Here is a 16,336-nt window from a genome sequence, read left to right on the forward strand (position 1 = left end):
CCGATAACCGCCCGCTTTACCCAGCTTCGACTTGCCGACCCTCTTCAGCCTTTATATATTTTCTGGAACCAAATTCCACAATAATAACCAGCGGAGTTTCAACAATGCCTGCCCAACCCCTTCCCGCCATCGACTGCGATGTGCTGATCGTCGGCTCCGGTGCGGCCGGACTGGCCGCCGCCGTGACGGCGGCATGGCATGGCCTGAAGGTGATAGTGGTGGAAAAAGACCCGGTATTGGGCGGTGCTACCGCCTGGTCCGGTGGCTGGGCATGGGTACCTTGCAATCCCCTGGCCCGGAGGGCCGGCATCGTCGAGGATGTTGAACAACCGCGCACTTACTTGAAACACGAACTGGGCGATCGGTACGACCCGGCGATGATCGATGCCTTCCTCGAGGCCGCTCCGCGCATGGTGGCGTTCTTCGAACAACACACCTCGCTGCAATTCGCCGACGGCAACGCGATCGCCGACATTCATGGCGACACGCCCGGCGCCGGCACCGGTGGGCGTTCGGTGATCGCCGCGCCCTATGACGCGCGCAACGTCGGCAAGCTGCTCAAGCGCCTGCGCAAAACCATGCGCGAAACAGCCTTCATGGGCATGCCGATCATGGCGGGGGCCGACCTGACTGCGTTTCTCAACCTGACCCGGTCGTTGTCGGCGGCCTGGCACGTTACAAAGCGCTTCACTCGCCATTTGCTCGACCTCGTCGTGCATGGCCGGGCGATGCAGTTGGTCAACGGCGTGGCGCTCGTGGCGCGCCTGGCGAAATCCGCCGACGATCTTGGCGTATTGCTGTGGGAGTCGGCACCAGTCACCGAGTTGCTGCGCGAAAACAATCAAGTAAAGGGCGCGGTCGTTTGCACCGGCAAAGGATCGATACGCATCAAGGCACGCCGGGCGGTGGTGCTCGCAGCCGGCGGTTTCGCCAATGACATCGAACGGCGCAAGGCCCTGTTCCCCCGCACGCCCACCGGGCACGAACACCTGGCACTGCCACCCCTCGGCGTGTCCGGCGATGGCCTGCGGCTGGGCGAAAGCGTCGGCGCCCGGGTCGACACCAATCAGGTATCGTCCGTGGCCTGGGCACCGGTATCACGCGTGCCCTACCGCGATGGCAACAGCGGCCACTTCCCGCACATCATCGAACGCGGCAAGCCGGGAATCATCGGCGTGTTGAGCAATGGCCAGCGCTTCGTCAACGAAGCCAACGGCTACTACGACTATGTAACGGCCATGGTCGCCTGCGCCCCGCCCGGCGAAGAAGTGGCTTCCTGGCTGATCTGCAGCCATGGCTTTCAGCGACGTTATGGCCTGGGTATTTCCCGGCCGTTTCCGGTACCGCTGTCATCCTTTATCCGCAGCGGTTACCTGAAAACCGGCAAGACCCTGGAGGAATTGGCCCAGGCCTGCGGCATTGACCCGATCGGCTTGCGCACCACCGTGTCGGACTACAACCGGCACGCCCGCAATGGCCAGGATCCGCAGTTCGGCCGCGGATCAACCCCCTACAACCGCAAACAGGGTGATGCGCTGCACCAGCCCAACCCCTGCGTCGCGCCGATCGAACAAGGGCCGTTTTATGCCGTGAAAGTCGAACCGGGCTGTTTCGGTACTTTTGCCGGGCTCAAGGTCAATCAGCACGCCCAGGTTCTCGATGACTCGGGACAGGCCATCAGTGGCCTGTATGCGGCGGGAGGCGACATGGCCAGCATCATGGGCGGCCACTACCCCGCCGGCGGCATCAACCTCGGTCCGGCGCTGACGTTCGGCTACATCGCCGCGCGCCATATCGCCGGCATCAGCGCTTATGAAAAGGAGATCGACCATGCTGCACATCGTTAATGCACAGGGCTTGAACATGCCCAAGCTCGGCCTCGGCACCTGGCCAATGCTCGGTGAAGAATGCACGCGGGCCGTGGAACAGGCCCTGGCGCTGGGTTATCGCCACATCGATACCGCTGCGGCCTACAACAATGAGGACGCTGTCGGTCAGGCATTGGTGAATAGTCCCATCCCCCGCGAACACATCCACGTCACCAGTAAAGTCTGGTGGGACCAGTTGCAACCGGACGCCATGCGCCATTCCATGGACCGCAGCCTCAAGGCTCTGCACAGCGATTACATCGACCTGTTCATGATCCATTGGCCCAGCACCGATTGGGACTTGCCCCGGACGATCGAAACCCTGGTGTCCTTCAAGGAACAGGGGCTGGCGCGCAATATCGGCGTGGCGAATTTCCCGCTGCCGCTGTTGCGCACCGTGGTCGAGGAACTGGGCGCGCCGCTGTCCGCCATTCAGGTCGAGTACCACGTGCTGCTCGGACAAAACGCACTGCTCGATTACGCCCGTCAGCACGATCTGGCGCTGACGGCCTATTCGCCGCTGGCACGCAACAAGGTCTCGGATATTCCGGCTATCCAGCAAATCGCTGCCAAACACGGGGTATTGCCGACCCAGGTCGCACTCAAATGGCTGCTGGATCAACCGAACGTGGCCGCCATCCCCAAGGCCAGCAGCGAGGCCAACCAATTGGCCAACCTGGCATCGCTCTCGGTCAACCTTGATGACCAGGATCGTGCGCTGATCGCCGGCCTGTCCAAGCGTGAGCGCCAGGTCAGTCCGGACTTTGCGCCCGTGTGGGACGCGTTCGATCGATAACCGCGAAAAGGGCACTTTCGATGTGCGACACCCGTCGCAATGACTGTGGCTTACCAAACCTTACACATTTCATCCACACGCCTTGGCCAGTGCGGTTATTCATAGACCCGGCGCTACACGCCCCACCCATCTATGAGAGACCGTCAACATGTTATGGAACAAGGCAAGACGCAGCAAAAACGTGAGCGACACTCGCGAGGGCAAGGATGCCCGCCTACCTGCAGGGACAACACTGGCTGCCGGGCTGGCCGCCGTCGCGCTGGCCGGCGCAGGGCTCTATTCGACGCTGGATACGCCAGCGGACGTTACTGCGCCCGCACCCTCGTACACCCTGAACCGTCCCCTCCCTCAACCCTCGATCGAGCCTGAAGAAGATCTGCAACTGATGTTCATCCAGTCGGTGCTGGGCGATACCGAAGACACCTGGCAACAACTGTTTGCGCAAATGGGCCGGCACTATCCGCAACCCACCTTGACGCTGTTCGACAACGGCGTGGTTTCCGGCTGTGGTTTCGCCAGTTCCAGCAGTGGCCCGTTCTATTGCGCGAGCAATCAACAGGTGTATCTCGACCTCGAGTTTTTCAACAAGCTGGAGCAGCAGTTCGCAGTGGTCGGTGACTTCGCGCGGGCCTACATCATCGCTCACGAAATCGGCCATCACGTGCAGATTGAACTGGGACTTTCCGACCCCTTCGAAAAAGCCTTGCTTGAGCAACAAGCGGTCAGCGGCGACGGCGGACTGGAAGTGCGCGCGGAGTTGCAGGCCGACTGCCTGGCCGGGGTCTGGGCACACCACGCGCAACAGCGCCTGGACTGGCTGGAACCCGGTGATATCGAAGCCGCCCTGCACGCCGCGGCAGTGTTCGGTGACGACCAACTGCAAGCTTCGCGAAATGCCAGGATTAGACCAGAGACATTCAGCCACGGTACTTCCAGCCAGCGCGTGAACTGGTTCAAGACAGGATTTGCCGCAGGGCTGCCGGAGGCCTGTGACACCTTCACCGCCGAGGCCCTGTGAAACCCCGCCTGTCCATGAAACCTCTGATGTCGCCACCTGGATAGAACCGCTGCCGCTCCCGGCTGTCTGACGACCGGACTGGCGCCGCTCCTGCTCAGCAGCAACACTCATCGCACAGTTCTTTACCCGCAACATCAGAGGATTCCCACATGCTATGGAAAAAAGGCCGACGCAGCGACAACGTGGTCGATGCCCGTGGCGATGATGTCGGCGGCGGTGGCGGCGGGATGCGTTTTGGTGGTGGCAAAGGCCTGAGCCTGACAGCGATCCTGCTGATCGTAGGCATCGGCTGGATCACCGGCCAGGACCCGCTGCAGATTCTCGGACAACTGACCGGACAGATGGGTGAGCAATCGGCGTCGACCACGTCCCAGACGCGCAAGGCGCCACCGGCCAATGATGAAGGGGCCGAGTTCGTCCGCTCGATTCTCGGTGACACCGAGGATACGTGGCGGCAAATTTTCCAGCAGGCGGACCGGCAATATAAGGACCCGACCCTGGTGTTGTTCAGCAACCGGGTCAATTCGGCCTGCGGACTGGCAACCTCGGCGACCGGCCCCTTCTATTGCCCCGCTGACCAGAAGGTTTACCTGGACATGGCCTTCTTCCAGGAGATGTCGCAACGCTTTGCTGCCGCTGGCGATTTCGCCCAGGCCTACGTGATCGCTCACGAAGTCGGACACCATGTGCAAACCTTGCTCGGAGTGTCGGCGAAGATTCAGGCCGCCCGCCAGCAAGGCCGGCAGATGGAAGGCGACGGTGGCTTGCTGGTGCGCCAGGAGCTGCAAGCGGACTGCCTGGCCGGGGTTTGGGCCAACAATGCACAGAAGCGTCTGAACTGGCTGGAACCCGGCGATATTGAAGAAGCACTGAACGCGGCGAACGCCATTGGCGACGATCGCTTGCAGCAACAAGGTCAGGGCCGCGTGGTGCCGGACTCGTTTACCCATGGTACGTCAGCGCAACGGGTGCGCTGGTTCAAAACCGGATTCGCCCAGGGCCAGGTTGGCCAGTGCGATACCTTTGCGGCGAAAAATCTGTAGATGAAGAAGTGGTGGTTAGTCCTACTGTTCACATGCGCAACGTCCCAGGCGGCCGAGCACGCTGTCAAGGAACTCAGCCCCGGGCGACTGCTGTTGAAGTCCGGTGAAATCGCGGTGGGCATCAGCCCGGCCCCGGCAAAAATAGAGCGGGTATTGATCATCGTCCATGGTCGCTTGCGCAACGCGCAAACCTATCTTCACAGTGGCGAGCACGCAGCCGAACTGGCCGGGCAAAGCGCCACGACCCTGGTGATCGCCCCGCAGTTTCTCAATGAAAATGACGTCGCGCAGCACCCGGTGGCGGACACCGTCTTGCGTTGGCAGGGCAATGAGTGGATGGCTGGCGGTGAATCCACCGCCCCCTTTCGCCTGAGTTCCTACGACGCGCTGGACGAAATCATCGCTCGCCTGGGGGATCGCCAGCAGTTTCCCGATTTGAAGCAAATCGTCGTTGCCGGTCACTCGGGAGGCGCCCAGGTAGTTCAGCGCTACGCCTTGCTGGGCCACGATAAGGCGGCCCTGGAAGCCGCCGGCGTGCAGCTGCGCTATGTGATCGCCAACCCCTCGTCCTACACCTATTTCGATGAGCGCCGGCCAGTGGCCTTCAGTCATGCAGGCTGTCCGCAATTCAACCGCTGGAAGTACGGGCTGACAGATTTGCCTGCCTACGCAGAAGGACAAACTGCCGCGCTGCTGCAGGAAAAGTACCTCAAACGCGACATCGTTTATCTGCTGGGGCAGCAGGACGTCGATCCGAATCATCCGGCGCTGGATAAAAGCTGTGAGGCAAAGGCCCAGGGTCCGTATCGATTGGCCCGGGGGCGCTACTATTTTGACTATCTGAAGCGGCTGCAACCGCAAGGGTTGCAGCAGCAACTGATTGAAGTGCCCGGGGTCGGGCATAACGGGGACGGGATGTTTACATCGCCGCAGGGACAGCAGGCGTTGTTTCAGTAACCGCTGCGATCTTTTGCTCTCGACAAATCAAGCCGACAGCATCTGCCGCAACTCGACACAATCCGCCGCATGCCAATCGGTCAGCTCCGGCCACGGATTATCCGGCAGGTTGACCAACACCGTACGCGCTCCCGCCGCGCGACCGCAGTCCAGGTCAAACCGGTAATCACCGACCATCACCATCTCGCTGGCCGACACCTTCCAGGCGTCGGCCAGTTTCAGCAAGCCACCAGGATGCGGCTTGGGTGGCGCCTCATCGCGGCCCAGCACATCCTCCACCGCGAAGCAGTCGGCCAGGCCGATAGCCTCCAACGTGACATGTGCCAGTTCGCGGGCATTACGCGTGAGGATGCCCAGGCGATAACCGCGGGCAGCCAATTCACGCACCAGCTCCACCGCCCCCGGAGCCGGCTTCGAGCCCAGCGCGAGATCGCGCTCGTGCTCGAGCAGCCAAGCGTGTTTGGCGCTGGCTTCTTCGGCCGGCAGTGCCGCCAGATGCGTCAGGATGTCGTCTTCAGGCGGGATCGCCAACGCTACGCGAATCGCCGCGAAATCGTGCACAGCCACCGTCAGGGTACCGTCCATGTCAAACACCCAGTGGCGCACATCGGCCAGGCTCATGCCCAATCCTTGCGATGGCGAATCAGGCCTTCCTGAGTGACCGAGGCCACCAGTTGCCCGGCGCGGTTGAACACGCTGCCACGGCAAAAGCCGCGGGAATTGCCGGCCCATGGGCTGTCCATCGCATACAGCAACCAGTCATCGGCGCGCAGGTCGGCGTGGAACCACAACGCGTGGTCGAGGCTGGCGACCTGCATGTCCTTATGCCACACCGATTTGCCGTGGGGCTGCATCGAGGTGGTCAGCAGACCGAAGTCCGAAGCGTAAGCCAGCAAATATTTGTGCAGGGCCGGGGAGTCGGCCAAGGCGCCGTCGGCGCGAAACCAGACGTATTTGATCGGATCACTGGCTTTCGGGTTGTAGGGATCGTCCTCGGTGACGGGCCGGAATTCGATGGGTTTCGGGCACAGCAGTTTTTCACGCATGTGCTCGGGGATCAGGTGAGCGCGTTGCTGGGTCAGCTCCAGTTCCGATGGCAGGTTTTCCGGTCCGACCACTTGCGGCATTTCGCTCTGGTGCTGGAAACCTTCTTCGTCGTACTGGAACGAGGCGCTGCAGGTGAAGATCGGCTGGCCCTTCTGGATCGCCGTCACCCGCCGCGTGCTGAAACTGCCGCCGTCGCGCACCCGGTCAACGGAATACACCACCGGCAACTTGGCATCGCCCGGCCGCAGGAAATAACCATGCATCGAATGCACATGACGCGCTTCTTCAACGGTCTGACTGGCCGCCGACAGCGACTGACCGAGTACCTGGCCACCGAACAGCTGACGAAAGCCCAGGTCCTGGCTGCGGCCACGGAACAGGTTTTCTTCGATCGGTTCCAGGCTCAGCAGGTCGACCAGATCATCCAACACTTGGCTCATTCAGACTCTCCTCACACAACGCAATGCCGCGCAGTCCTGGCTGCGACGGTCGGGTGCCAACATAAGGGCCATTGTAAACGTCCGTGCCATGTTATCCATGCAAGGTTTGCAGCCATTGTTCACGGCTGATGCGGTACAGCACGTGGCGACGCAGGGGATGGTCGAGGGCCAGCCTTGGATGATCGAAGTCATCGGCCGGATCGTGATGCATGCCGATCGCCTGCATGACTTTCTGCGACGGCAGGTTGCTGATGGCGGTAAAGGAAACGACTTCGTTCAGCGCCAGGCGATCAAACCCGCAACGCAGAGCGGTCCATGCCGCTTCGCTGGCATAACCCAGACCCCAGTGCTCGCGCGCCAGGCGCCAGCCGATTTCAACGGCCGGGGTGAAAGGCGCGTCGAAACCGACCACGCCCAGACCGGTAAAGCCGATGAACTGTCCGGTGTCCTTGCGCTCCAGCGCCCAGAGGCCAAAGCCATGCTTGGCAAAGTGTTCGCGCACCCTGTCAATCAACGAAGCACTTTCGGATCGGCTTAAGGGCGCCGGAAAATAGCGCATGACCAGTGGATCGGCGCACATCGCGGCAAATTCCACCAAGTCGCCATCATGCCACTGGCGTAACAGCAATCGCGCGCTCGCCAGTTCCAGTATCGGCTCCATCGTCCCCTCCCCCAATTCCATGTCGCCAGTCTACAACGCTGGTAGGATCCTTCACTCATTCCGAAACGAAATCATCATGCCGCTGCCGCTGATCTACCACGAAGACTACAGTCCCGAGTTCCCGGCGGATCACCGCTTCCCCATGGACAAGTTTCGCCTGCTGCGCGATCACCTGGTGGACAGCGGCTTGACTCGCGATGCCGACCTGCTGCGCCCACAGTTGTGCCCGCCGCAGATTCTCGCCCTCGCCCATGACCCTTCGTATATCGAGCGCTACATGAGCGGCGATTTGTCCCGCGAGGACCAGCGCCGCCTCGGCCTGCCCTGGAGCGAAGCCCTGGCCCGGCGCACCGTGCGGGCGGTCGGCGGCTCACTGCTGGCGGCTGAGCAGGCGCTGGAGCATGGCCTGGCCTGCCACCTGGCTGGCGGCACGCACCATGCTCATTACGATTTCCCCGCCGGTTTCTGCATCTTCAATGACCTGGCGGTGATCAGCCGTTTCCTGCTGGAGAGTGGTCGGGTGAATCGGGTGCTGATCTTCGACTGCGATGTGCATCAGGGCGACGGGACTGCACGGATCCTGCACAACACACCGGAAGCGGTGACCGTTTCCCTGCACTGCGAAAAGAACTTTCCTGCACGCAAAGCCGAAAGTGACTGGGACATCCCGCTCCCCAACGGCATGGGCGATGCCGATTACCTGAAGGTGGTGGACGATGCGCTCAACTACCTGCTGCCCCTCTATCAACCGGATCTGGTGTTGTATGACGCCGGTGTCGATGTGCACAAGGACGACGCGCTGGGTTACCTGAAGCTGACAGACGAAGGCGTCGCCGCCCGCGATGAAGCCGTCATGCGCCATTGCCTGGGTCGGGACATTCCCGTAGTCGGCGTGATTGGCGGCGGCTACAGCAAGGACCGCAGGGCCCTCGCCCGCCGCCACGGCATCCTCCATCACAGCGCCGAGCGGGTCTGGCAGTCATCAGGCTGTCACTGAGTTGTGGATGCTTTACCCACAATGCCTGTGGAACTGCCTGTGGATAACCTGCGGGCAAGGGACTGCAGGCTATGTTCCGTATAGGCTCCAGCGCGGTGGTTGTTTTTTGACCAGAGCTTGAATACGCCGCCCCACCGGGTTTGGGCTGCTAGAATGCCCGTCTTCTTTCGCAGAACCACAGCGCACGCCATGACCCAGCACTCCGCCTCCTCCCCTTCTACTGTCGCCATCATCGGCGGCGGCCCCGCCGGCTTGATGGCGGCTGAAGTATTGAGCCAGGCCGGGATCAAGGTCGACCTGTACGACGGCATGCCTTCAGTGGGGCGAAAGTTCCTCCTGGCCGGCGTCGGCGGCATGAACATCACCCACTCCGAGGCCTACCCGGCGTTCCTCGCGCGTTATGCGGAACGGGCACCGCAGATTGCGCCGCTGTTGCGGGCCTTCGGTGCCGATGCGCTATGCCAGTGGATAAATGAGCTGGGCATCGACACCTTTGTCGGCAGCTCCGGGCGGGTCTTTCCCACCGACATGAAGGCCGCGCCCCTGCTGCGCGCCTGGCTCAAGCGCCTGCGCGACAGTGGCGTGGTTATCCACACCCGCCACCGCTGGTTGGGCTGGGGCGAGCCTGGAGGATTGCGCATCGACAGCCCGGAAGGCGAAAAAACCGTCCAGGCCGATGCCACCCTGCTGGCCCTCGGCGGCGGCAGTTGGTCACGCCTGGGTTCGGACGGCGCGTGGATGCTGCCACTGGAACAAAAGAGTGTAGGACTCGCGCCACTGCAACCGAGTAATTGCGGCTTCGAGGTGCAGGCCTGGAGCGATTTGATGATCAGCAAATTCGCCGGCGCCCCGCTGAAAAACATCGCCATCGGCCTCAACGACGACGTGCCGAGGCTCGGTGAATGTGTGATCACTGCCACGGGGATCGAAGGCAGCCTGATCTATGCCTTGTCGGCTCCGATCCGTGAAGCGATCAACCAGCACGGTTCAGCGACCATTCACCTCGATCTTCTGCCCGGCCGACCTGTGGATAAAATCCAGGCGGCCTTGAGCAAGCCGCGCGGCTCACGCTCGATGGCCAAGCATCTTCACAGCCAGTTAGGAATCGATGGGGTGAAAGCGGCGCTATTGCGCGAGCTGACATCTGCCGACACCTTCACCGACATGGCATTGCTGGCCAAGGCGATCAAGGCGTTGCCCATGACGCTGGTGAAAACCCGACCGCTGGATGAAGCCATCAGCAGCGCTGGCGGTGTGTTGTTCGAGGCGATGGATGAGCGATTGATGCTCAAGCAAATGCCTGGCGTGTTTTGCGCGGGCGAGATGCTGGATTGGGAAGCGCCAACCGGCGGCTATTTGCTGACCGCGTGTTTTGCCAGTGGGCGAGCGGCGGGACTTGGAATGGTTGAGTGGTTGCAGCGCACGGGCTGAAGACAGCGCCGCTCCCATCGCCAGCAGGCTGGCTCCCACAGGGGATTTGTGTCGCTCACAAAAAACCTGTGGGAGCCAGCCTGCTGGCGATGGGGGCCTAACAGACGCCGCCGTTAATCAAGGCTTACGCTTACGCGGCCCAGTGTTGAACACCGGCACCTTGCGCACAGGCTTGATCGAAGGCTCCGCTGGTGCAACTTCCCCGCTGTCCACCCACTTGCCCAGATTGCGCTTGCCACCGCCACCGCCCGAAGCCTTGGGTTTCTTCGGCTTCTTCGGCTTCTTGACCACCTGGCCGCTGGCATCGGTGTCCGGCACGCGGTGTTCAGGCTCGAAGTCCGGCTCGTTCTGACGCTTGAGCGTCTGGCGGGTCAACATCTCGATGGCCGACAGCAGGTTCACTTCATCGGCGCACACCAGGGAAATCGCCTCGCCGGTCGCCCCCGCGCGCCCGGTACGACCGATGCGGTGGATATAATCCTCGGCCACGATCGGCAAATCGAAATTGACCACCAATGGCAGGTCTTCAATATCCAGGCCCCGGGCCGCGACGTCGGTGGCAACGAGGATCTGCACTTCACTGAGCTTGAAACGATCCAGCGCGCGCTGACGGGTCGCCTGGGGCTTGTCGCCGTGGATGCCATCGGCGTTGATGCCCAGGCCCTGGAGTTTTTCCACCAGCGCGTCCACGCCGTTGCGGGTCTTGGCGAACACCAGCACCTGCTTCCACTTGCCCTTGCGCATCAAGTGCACGAACAGCTCCGGCTTGCGCTTCTTGTCCACCGTCACGATCCATTGCTTGACCGTATTGGCGGCGACGTTGCGCGGGCTGACTTCGATGCTCAGCGGGTCATTGAGCATTTGCCCGGCCAGCAGGCGGATGTCGTCGGAGAAGGTGGCGGAAAACAGCAACGTCTGGCGCTTCTTCGGCAACGCCTTGTAGATATTCGCCAGCTCCTCGGAGAAACCCAGGTCGAGCATGCGATCGGCCTCGTCCAGCACCAGGGTTTGCAGCTGATTGAACTTCAGTGCGTTCTGGCGGAACAGGTCGAGCAAACGCCCCGGCGTCGCCACCAGCAGGTCGACGCCGCTGCGCAGCTTCATCATTTGCGGGTTGATGCTGACGCCGCCGTACACCGCGTAGGTACGCAGCGGCAGGTTCTCGGCATATTGGCGCACAGCTTCGTGAACCTGCTCGGCCAGCTCGCGGGTTGGCACCAGGATCAGTGCACGTACCGAGTTAGCGGCGACTTTCGGCCCTTCCATGGCCAGCAACTGCAGGAGCGGCAAGGCAAAACCGGCAGTCTTGCCGGTGCCGGTCTGGGCGGCGGCCATCAGGTCGCGACCGGCCAGCACCGCCGGAATGGCTTGCGCCTGAACCGGCGTCGGAGTCTGGTAGCCGAGCGTCTCGAGGGAGCGCAGCAAGGGTTCGATCAGGCCAAGGGTGGCGAAAGTCATGGGAGTACCGTAGGAAAATTCAGCGCAGTTGTGCAAACGAGTATGCAATGGCGCGCAGTTTACCCTAATTCACACGGGTTTCTGTCGGCACTGCCTTGACCACTGGCCGCTGCGGTGTGCGGCGCCACTGAGGCAGGCCAATCAACACCACGGCACTGATGATCACCAACATGGCCAGCGCTTCCTCGATGCCAATGGTTTCGCCGACAAACACGATCCCCAGCAACACGGCCACCGCCGGGTTGACGTAGGCATAACTGGTGGCCGCCGCCGGACGCACATGCTTGAGCAGGTACATGTAGGCGTTGAAGGCAATGATCGAACCGAACACGGTCAAGTACGCCAGCGCCGCCCAACCCTCGATGGGCGGGATCTGCTCCAGGTGCTCACCGCTCACGGCGCTACCGATCAGCAACACCACGCCGCCCACCAGCATTTCCACGGCGCTGGCCATGGCGCCTTGAGGCAACGGCAAGTGCTTGCTCCACACCGAGCCGAACGCCCAGGTCGCCGCGGCAAAGATCAGCAACGCCGCACCCAGCGGACTCGATTGCAGGTTGGAGCCTAAGTTGAGCATGGCAATGCCGATCATTCCGAGCGCAATCCCGGCCCATTCGAGACGGGTATTACGCGCGCCCCAGAAATAACCACAGAGCAAGGTGAACAGCGGCACCGTCGCTACCGCCAGCGCAGCGACACCGGAGGCCACCCCCGTGTGTTCGGCCAGGCTGACCCCGCCGTTACCGCAAGCCAGCAGCAAGACACCGATGATCCCGGCGGCTTTCCATTGCGCCCAGGTCGGCGCCGGCGCCCCGCGCCAGCGCAGGAAGGCATACATCAGCGTCCCGGCGATGACGAAGCGAATCCCCGCCAGCAGCAACGGTGGCCAGTACTCCACACCGATGCGAATCACCAGGTAGGTCGAGCCCCAAATCACGTACAACGCGAAAAAGGCAGCGATTAACGGTAAGGGAAAACGACGTAGACCAGGCATGGGGGCAGCTCACAGGCAGGACAAGTGAATAGCTATTCTAGAAAGGCTGAAGCGGGAAAATAAGTTACAAAACCTGTTTAAAGCGTCGGTACACTTTTCAAAACACGGAGTTCAGCGCTATAAACCGTGTTTTCGAAAGTTCGTTATTTTCAGGAGTTCGACCATGGACAAATACGACCGCATGCTGCTCAGCGCTCTGTTGGAAAATGGTCGCGCGTCCTACGCCGACCTGGCGCGCAAGGTCAATCTCTCCGCCCCGGCCGTGGCCGAACGCGTGGCCAAACTCGAATCCAACGGCGTGATCACCGGTTACCAGGCGAAAGTCGACATGGCCAAGCTCGGGCTGCCGATCCAGTGCGTGATCGAATTGCGCCTGAACCAGCATGGCAACCAGAAGGCCTACGACGACCTGATCAAAATCCCGCAGCTGACCGAATGCCACCGGGTCACCGGCGATCCGTGCGTGATCATGCAGGCGGCGGTGGGGTCGATGCCGGAGCTGGAAGAGCTGATCAACCGGATTGCCACGTTTGGGTTCAGCAAGACGTCGATTGTGTTGTCGAGTGCGATAGAAAAGCGGGTGCCATTGGGGCATATCGAAGGCAATGGCAAACAAACCTGAAATCAACACATATCAATGTGGGAGCCAGCCTGCTGGCGATTGCGGTGGATCAGCCAACCAAGAGGTTGAATGACACACCGTAATCGCCAGCAGGCTAGCTCCCACAAGGATTACTTGCAGGACTCGGGATCAGCGATAGCGCTGGAGGTGCTCGGTTACTTTGGCCGCCGGGACTTTCTGCAACTTGCACAGCAAGTCATGGGACAACTCGCGCAATCCGTGTTTGTGCCGCAACTCCCCGGCCAAGTGCGTCATCAGGTTGGCCGCCATCTCGGCGTCGGCCATGGCCCGGTGGGCCTTGCCGGTGTGGGGCAGGTTGGCGAAGGTGGTGAGGGTGCCGAGCTTGTGGTTCGGTGCCGCGGGCATCAGGCGACGCGCCAGCAGCAGCGAGCAGGCAAAGTTCTGCAAGCGCGTGCGCTTGATTCGCCCCAGCTCGAAGTCCCAGAATTTCTGGTCGAACGCCGCGTTGTGCGCCAGCAGCGGCGTGGTGCCGACGAACTCGTTGACCTCGTTCATCACCTGCTCCGCCGAAGGCGCAGTGCGCAGCATGGCGTTGCTGATACCGGTCAGTTGTTCGATGAAGCCCGGGACGCGCACGCCGGCGTTCATCAGGCTCTGGTAACGCTCGACGATCCGCCCTTGCTCGAGGATCACCACGGCAATTTCCGTGGCCCGGCAGCTGCTGCTCGGAGAGATGCCGGTGGTTTCAAAGTCGATGACTGCTATGCGTTCCAAACCTGTTTCAACTCCGTAAAAATCAATTCTTGAGCAGCAACGCGCCTTCGATTGGCACATAGCGGCTGGCGGCGCGGATCAGTGAGTTGGCCGTCAGGCCCGGCACCCCGTAGGCCACCGCTTGCACCCCGTGTTTGCTGATGATGCGTTCCAGCAGCATGTCGAAATCACCGTCGCCGGAGGCCAGCACCACCTCATCGACATGGTCGGCGGCATCCATGATGTCGAGGGTGATGCCCACGTCCCAATCGCCCTTGGCCGAGCCGTCGCTGCGCTGGATATAGGGCTTGAGCTTCACGGTGAAACCGAGGTTGCGCAGGATCTGCTGGAACTGCTGCTGTTTGCTGTCGCCACGATCGATCGCGTAGGCGTAGGCCTCGACGATCTCGCCCTGCTTGCTGATGTCAGCCCACAACGCGGCATAGTTAAAGTGGCAACCATAAGCCTGGCGCACGGTGTAGTAGAGGTTCTGGACATCGGCGAACACTGCGATTTTTTTCACCGGACACCTCATTAACGCGCAGGCAGGATCAGGCACCAGGCCCGAAAAGTCGCCCAGTATGCCAGCCAAAAGGTGAGTTTCGCGAATAATCGGCCCGGAGCGCCGCAGCGCCCCGGACGAATGGCGTATCAGACGAAGGAGTCGTCGTCGCCGCCGAAGAACGATGAGCTGTCATCGCTGTAGTCGGCGTCGGCAAAACCGCCCTGGTCGTTGCCGTTGGTATCATTGCCGGCCAAGCGCTGGTCATCGCCCCAGCCATTGTTGCCCTGGTCGTTGACCTGGGCCGGTTCTTCCTTGATGACTTCGACGATTTCCTGGGTCGGCTGATTGTGGTGGAACAGGCTGCTGATGCCTTGTGCCAGCATCACGCCACCCGCGACACCGGCCGCCGTTTTCAGCGCACCGCCGAGAAAGCCGCTGCCCGCCGCTGCCGGGGCCTGTTGCTGGGGTGCATAGCCCTGCTGTGGAGCGGCACCGAAGTTCTGCGGCGGCGTGTTGAACGACGGGCGCGCCGGCTCACGCCAGCCGCCACCACTCGACGCCGCCGGTTGCGCGGGCGCAGGCTGCGGATCACGGCTGCTGCCACCAAAGATGCTCGACAAAAAGCCACCGCTGCTCGGCGCCGCAGCGGACGTTTGCGCCTTGACCTGTTGCAGTTCGGCCTGCAATTGCTGGATTTGCGCGGTCAGTTGCTTGTTCTGTCCGTCGAGGCTCTTGATTGCCGCCTCTTGCACCAGGATCGCCTGGGTCATGAAATAACCTGCCGCCGGTTGGCGCACCAGGTGTTCCTTGATCCGCGCCTCGGCCTGGGCGTCGCGCGGGGCTGAGTCCGTTTCGGCCTGTTGCAGCCGGGAAAACAGTCCATCGATCAGGGTTTGTTCTTCGCTGTTCATGGCGACCTCGTAGATTGCCGGGGAAATCATTGCCTTTACCCACAAAGGATAAGGTGCCCGACCTTAATGGAGGCTGAAACAAGTTGTTTCAATGACTTTTACCGAACGTTTACGTTTGCGCCGACCCGCGCATCATCGGTTAAAGTGGGCCACTGCTTCCAACCTGCGATACCAACTGATGAATCCGTTCGATGTACTGCGTGACTCCTTGTATTTCTTCAAACGCAATCTGGGCCAGATCGTGCAGCTATGCCTGCCCCTGGTGATCATCGAGGCCCTGTTGCAACAAGTGGTCGACCGCTCCACCGAGCCGGACAGCTTTCCCGGTATCAGTGTGATCGTCGGCTTGCTCGTTTATCCGCTGTACACCGCCGCCCTGATCCTGTTCCTCGACGCCCGCAGCCGCGGCGAATCACCAAGCAACCGCGAGCTGCTATCGAGGTCCGCCTATCTGTGGCCGCGTTTCGCCCTGTTGACTGCCCTGAACACCCTGCTGATCCTGCTTGGCCTGTCGCTGTATTTCCTGCCGGGCATCTGGCTGATGGTGACCCTGGCCTTCGGCGAGTACCTCCTGGTGCTGCGCGGCCTGGCGCCGCTTGCGGCCATGAAGGAAAGCCTGCGCCTGACCCGCGGCCATTTCATGCGCATCCTGGTGTGCATCCTGTGTGTGATGGGGCCGTTGTGGCTGCTCAAGGGCGCCACATTGGCGGCGTACCCCGAGCCGCAAAACCCGGTGATCTCACTGCTGATCGACAGCGCCCACAGCTTCCTGCAGCTGTTCACCAGCGTGGTGCTGTTCCGCCTGTTCATGCTCATCAGTGAAGTGCCGGAAAAAATCGAGGGTCCACGTTGACCGTGGGCGACCGCTCGTCAG

17 protein-coding genes are annotated in these 16,336 nt (G+C 61.6%); 9 read left to right on the forward strand and 8 right to left on the reverse strand.

All coding sequences use genetic code 11. The features are described from left to right. Nucleotides 1–104 precede the first annotated feature (104 nt). From ACYP2Q_RS20510 to ACYP2Q_RS20530, 5 genes are all read left to right on the forward strand, one after another. Nucleotides 105–1,847, forward strand: coding sequence for an FAD-dependent oxidoreductase (locus ACYP2Q_RS20510; RefSeq protein WP_459732204.1), 1,743 nt, complete (start codon nucleotides 105–107; stop codon nucleotides 1,845–1,847). Beyond that, nucleotides 1,831–2,664: an aldo/keto reductase gene (locus ACYP2Q_RS20515; RefSeq protein WP_459732205.1), complete on the forward strand. Its 834-nt coding sequence runs from the start codon at nucleotides 1,831–1,833 to the stop codon at nucleotides 2,662–2,664. Before ACYP2Q_RS20510 ends, ACYP2Q_RS20515 begins: the two co-directional genes overlap by 17 nt. A gap of 148 nt (nucleotides 2,665–2,812) precedes the next feature. Next, nucleotides 2,813–3,682: a KPN_02809 family neutral zinc metallopeptidase gene (gene ypfJ, locus ACYP2Q_RS20520; RefSeq protein ID WP_459732206.1), complete on the forward strand. Its 870-nt coding sequence runs from the start codon at nucleotides 2,813–2,815 to the stop codon at nucleotides 3,680–3,682. Nucleotides 3,683–3,831: 149 nt separating this feature from the next. Further along, complete coding sequence (gene ypfJ / locus ACYP2Q_RS20525) at nucleotides 3,832–4,725, forward strand: KPN_02809 family neutral zinc metallopeptidase (RefSeq protein ID WP_459732207.1); 894 nt, start codon at nucleotides 3,832–3,834, stop codon at nucleotides 4,723–4,725. Next, entirely contained in the window at nucleotides 4,726–5,682 is a 957-nt protein-coding gene (locus ACYP2Q_RS20530) for an alpha/beta fold hydrolase (RefSeq protein WP_459732208.1), read from the forward strand. Between the two features lie 27 nt (nucleotides 5,683–5,709). Here ACYP2Q_RS20530 and ACYP2Q_RS20535 read toward each other — a convergent pair whose 3' ends face one another. The 3 genes from ACYP2Q_RS20535 to ACYP2Q_RS20545 form a co-directional block, all read right to left on the reverse strand. Beyond that, on the reverse strand, nucleotides 5,710–6,303 hold the full coding sequence (locus tag ACYP2Q_RS20535; protein WP_459732209.1) for an HAD family hydrolase: 594 nt from the start codon (nucleotides 6,301–6,303) through the stop codon (nucleotides 5,710–5,712). Continuing rightward, the gene (gene tesB / locus ACYP2Q_RS20540) at nucleotides 6,300–7,169 is read right to left on the reverse strand and encodes an acyl-CoA thioesterase II (protein ID WP_459732210.1); all 870 of its coding nucleotides are present in this window, start codon (nucleotides 7,167–7,169) and stop codon (nucleotides 6,300–6,302) included. Before tesB ends, ACYP2Q_RS20535 begins: the two co-directional genes overlap by 4 nt. A 91-nt stretch (nucleotides 7,170–7,260) precedes the next feature. Then, nucleotides 7,261–7,830, reverse strand: coding sequence for a GNAT family N-acetyltransferase (locus ACYP2Q_RS20545; RefSeq protein WP_459732211.1), 570 nt, complete (start codon nucleotides 7,828–7,830; stop codon nucleotides 7,261–7,263). A 76-nt stretch (nucleotides 7,831–7,906) separates the two neighbouring features. Here ACYP2Q_RS20545 and ACYP2Q_RS20550 point away from each other — a divergent pair, with 76 nt between their 5' ends. Together ACYP2Q_RS20550 and ACYP2Q_RS20555 are read left to right on the forward strand one after the other, a co-directional pair. Next, nucleotides 7,907–8,827, forward strand: a complete 921-nt coding sequence (locus ACYP2Q_RS20550) for a histone deacetylase family protein (protein WP_459732212.1) — start codon at nucleotides 7,907–7,909, stop codon at nucleotides 8,825–8,827. A 189-nt stretch (nucleotides 8,828–9,016) separates the two neighbouring features. Beyond that, nucleotides 9,017–10,258, forward strand: coding sequence for a TIGR03862 family flavoprotein (locus ACYP2Q_RS20555; protein ID WP_459732213.1), 1,242 nt, complete (start codon nucleotides 9,017–9,019; stop codon nucleotides 10,256–10,258). Between the two features lie 117 nt (nucleotides 10,259–10,375). Here ACYP2Q_RS20555 and ACYP2Q_RS20560 read toward each other — a convergent pair whose 3' ends face one another. Beyond that, on the reverse strand, nucleotides 10,376–11,716 hold the full coding sequence (locus tag ACYP2Q_RS20560) for a DEAD/DEAH box helicase (protein ID WP_323626400.1): 1,341 nt from the start codon (nucleotides 11,714–11,716) through the stop codon (nucleotides 10,376–10,378). Between the two features lie 64 nt (nucleotides 11,717–11,780). Continuing rightward, nucleotides 11,781–12,710, reverse strand: coding sequence for a drug/metabolite exporter YedA (gene yedA / locus ACYP2Q_RS20565; RefSeq protein WP_459732214.1), 930 nt, complete (start codon nucleotides 12,708–12,710; stop codon nucleotides 11,781–11,783). A gap of 163 nt (nucleotides 12,711–12,873) precedes the next feature. Here yedA and ACYP2Q_RS20570 point away from each other — a divergent pair, with 163 nt between their 5' ends. Then, nucleotides 12,874–13,332, forward strand: a complete 459-nt coding sequence (locus ACYP2Q_RS20570) for an Lrp/AsnC family transcriptional regulator (protein ID WP_459732215.1) — start codon at nucleotides 12,874–12,876, stop codon at nucleotides 13,330–13,332. Nucleotides 13,333–13,461: 129 nt separating this feature from the next. On the opposite strand, the gene ACYP2Q_RS20575 is transcribed toward ACYP2Q_RS20570, so the two are convergent. The 3 genes from ACYP2Q_RS20575 to ACYP2Q_RS20585 all read right to left on the reverse strand — a co-directional run bounded on the left by ACYP2Q_RS20575 (nucleotide 13,462) and on the right by ACYP2Q_RS20585 (nucleotide 15,462). Next, nucleotides 13,462–14,067, reverse strand: a complete 606-nt coding sequence (locus ACYP2Q_RS20575) for a 3'-5' exonuclease (RefSeq protein ID WP_459732216.1) — start codon at nucleotides 14,065–14,067, stop codon at nucleotides 13,462–13,464. A 22-nt stretch (nucleotides 14,068–14,089) separates the two neighbouring features. Next, nucleotides 14,090–14,569 (reverse strand): LabA-like NYN domain-containing protein, encoded by a 480-nt coding sequence (locus tag ACYP2Q_RS20580; RefSeq protein WP_007946629.1) that lies wholly within the window; start codon nucleotides 14,567–14,569, stop codon nucleotides 14,090–14,092. A gap of 128 nt (nucleotides 14,570–14,697) precedes the next feature. After that, nucleotides 14,698–15,462 (reverse strand): DUF2076 domain-containing protein, encoded by a 765-nt coding sequence (locus ACYP2Q_RS20585; protein WP_459732217.1) that lies wholly within the window; start codon nucleotides 15,460–15,462, stop codon nucleotides 14,698–14,700. A 178-nt stretch (nucleotides 15,463–15,640) separates the two neighbouring features. Here ACYP2Q_RS20585 and ACYP2Q_RS20590 point away from each other — a divergent pair, with 178 nt between their 5' ends. Next, a complete protein-coding gene (locus ACYP2Q_RS20590) occupies nucleotides 15,641–16,315 on the forward strand; it encodes a YciC family protein (RefSeq protein ID WP_459732218.1) in 675 nt (224 codons plus the stop codon). Nucleotides 16,316–16,336: the final 21 nt, after the last annotated feature.

This window comes from Pseudomonas sp. MHK4 (assembly GCF_054600775.1).

What these genes read in the sequence shown, in the direction of transcription:
- ACYP2Q_RS20510 (WP_459732204.1), top strand. Translation starts at nt 105, where the DNA reads ATGCCTGCCCAACCCCTTCCCGCCATCGACTGCGATGTGCTGATCGTC.
- ACYP2Q_RS20515 (WP_459732205.1), top strand. Translation starts at nt 1,831, where the DNA reads ATGCTGCACATCGTTAATGCACAGGGCTTGAACATGCCCAAGCTCGGC.
- ypfJ (WP_459732206.1), top strand. Translation starts at nt 2,813, where the DNA reads ATGTTATGGAACAAGGCAAGACGCAGCAAAAACGTGAGCGACACTCGC.
- ypfJ (WP_459732207.1), top strand. Translation starts at nt 3,832, where the DNA reads ATGCTATGGAAAAAAGGCCGACGCAGCGACAACGTGGTCGATGCCCGT.
- ACYP2Q_RS20530 (WP_459732208.1), top strand. Translation starts at nt 4,726, where the DNA reads ATGAAGAAGTGGTGGTTAGTCCTACTGTTCACATGCGCAACGTCCCAG.
- ACYP2Q_RS20535 (WP_459732209.1), bottom strand. Translation starts at nt 6,303, where the DNA reads ATGAGCCTGGCCGATGTGCGCCACTGGGTGTTTGACATGGACGGTACC.
- tesB (WP_459732210.1), bottom strand. Translation starts at nt 7,169, where the DNA reads ATGAGCCAAGTGTTGGATGATCTGGTCGACCTGCTGAGCCTGGAACCG.
- ACYP2Q_RS20545 (WP_459732211.1), bottom strand. Translation starts at nt 7,830, where the DNA reads ATGGAGCCGATACTGGAACTGGCGAGCGCGCGATTGCTGTTACGCCAG.
- ACYP2Q_RS20550 (WP_459732212.1), top strand. Translation starts at nt 7,907, where the DNA reads ATGCCGCTGCCGCTGATCTACCACGAAGACTACAGTCCCGAGTTCCCG.
- ACYP2Q_RS20555 (WP_459732213.1), top strand. Translation starts at nt 9,017, where the DNA reads ATGACCCAGCACTCCGCCTCCTCCCCTTCTACTGTCGCCATCATCGGC.
- ACYP2Q_RS20560 (WP_323626400.1), bottom strand. Translation starts at nt 11,716, where the DNA reads ATGACTTTCGCCACCCTTGGCCTGATCGAACCCTTGCTGCGCTCCCTC.
- yedA (WP_459732214.1), bottom strand. Translation starts at nt 12,710, where the DNA reads ATGCCTGGTCTACGTCGTTTTCCCTTACCGTTAATCGCTGCCTTTTTC.
- ACYP2Q_RS20570 (WP_459732215.1), top strand. Translation starts at nt 12,874, where the DNA reads ATGGACAAATACGACCGCATGCTGCTCAGCGCTCTGTTGGAAAATGGT.
- ACYP2Q_RS20585 (WP_459732217.1), bottom strand. Translation starts at nt 15,462, where the DNA reads ATGAACAGCGAAGAACAAACCCTGATCGATGGACTGTTTTCCCGGCTG.
- ACYP2Q_RS20590 (WP_459732218.1), top strand. Translation starts at nt 15,641, where the DNA reads ATGAATCCGTTCGATGTACTGCGTGACTCCTTGTATTTCTTCAAACGC.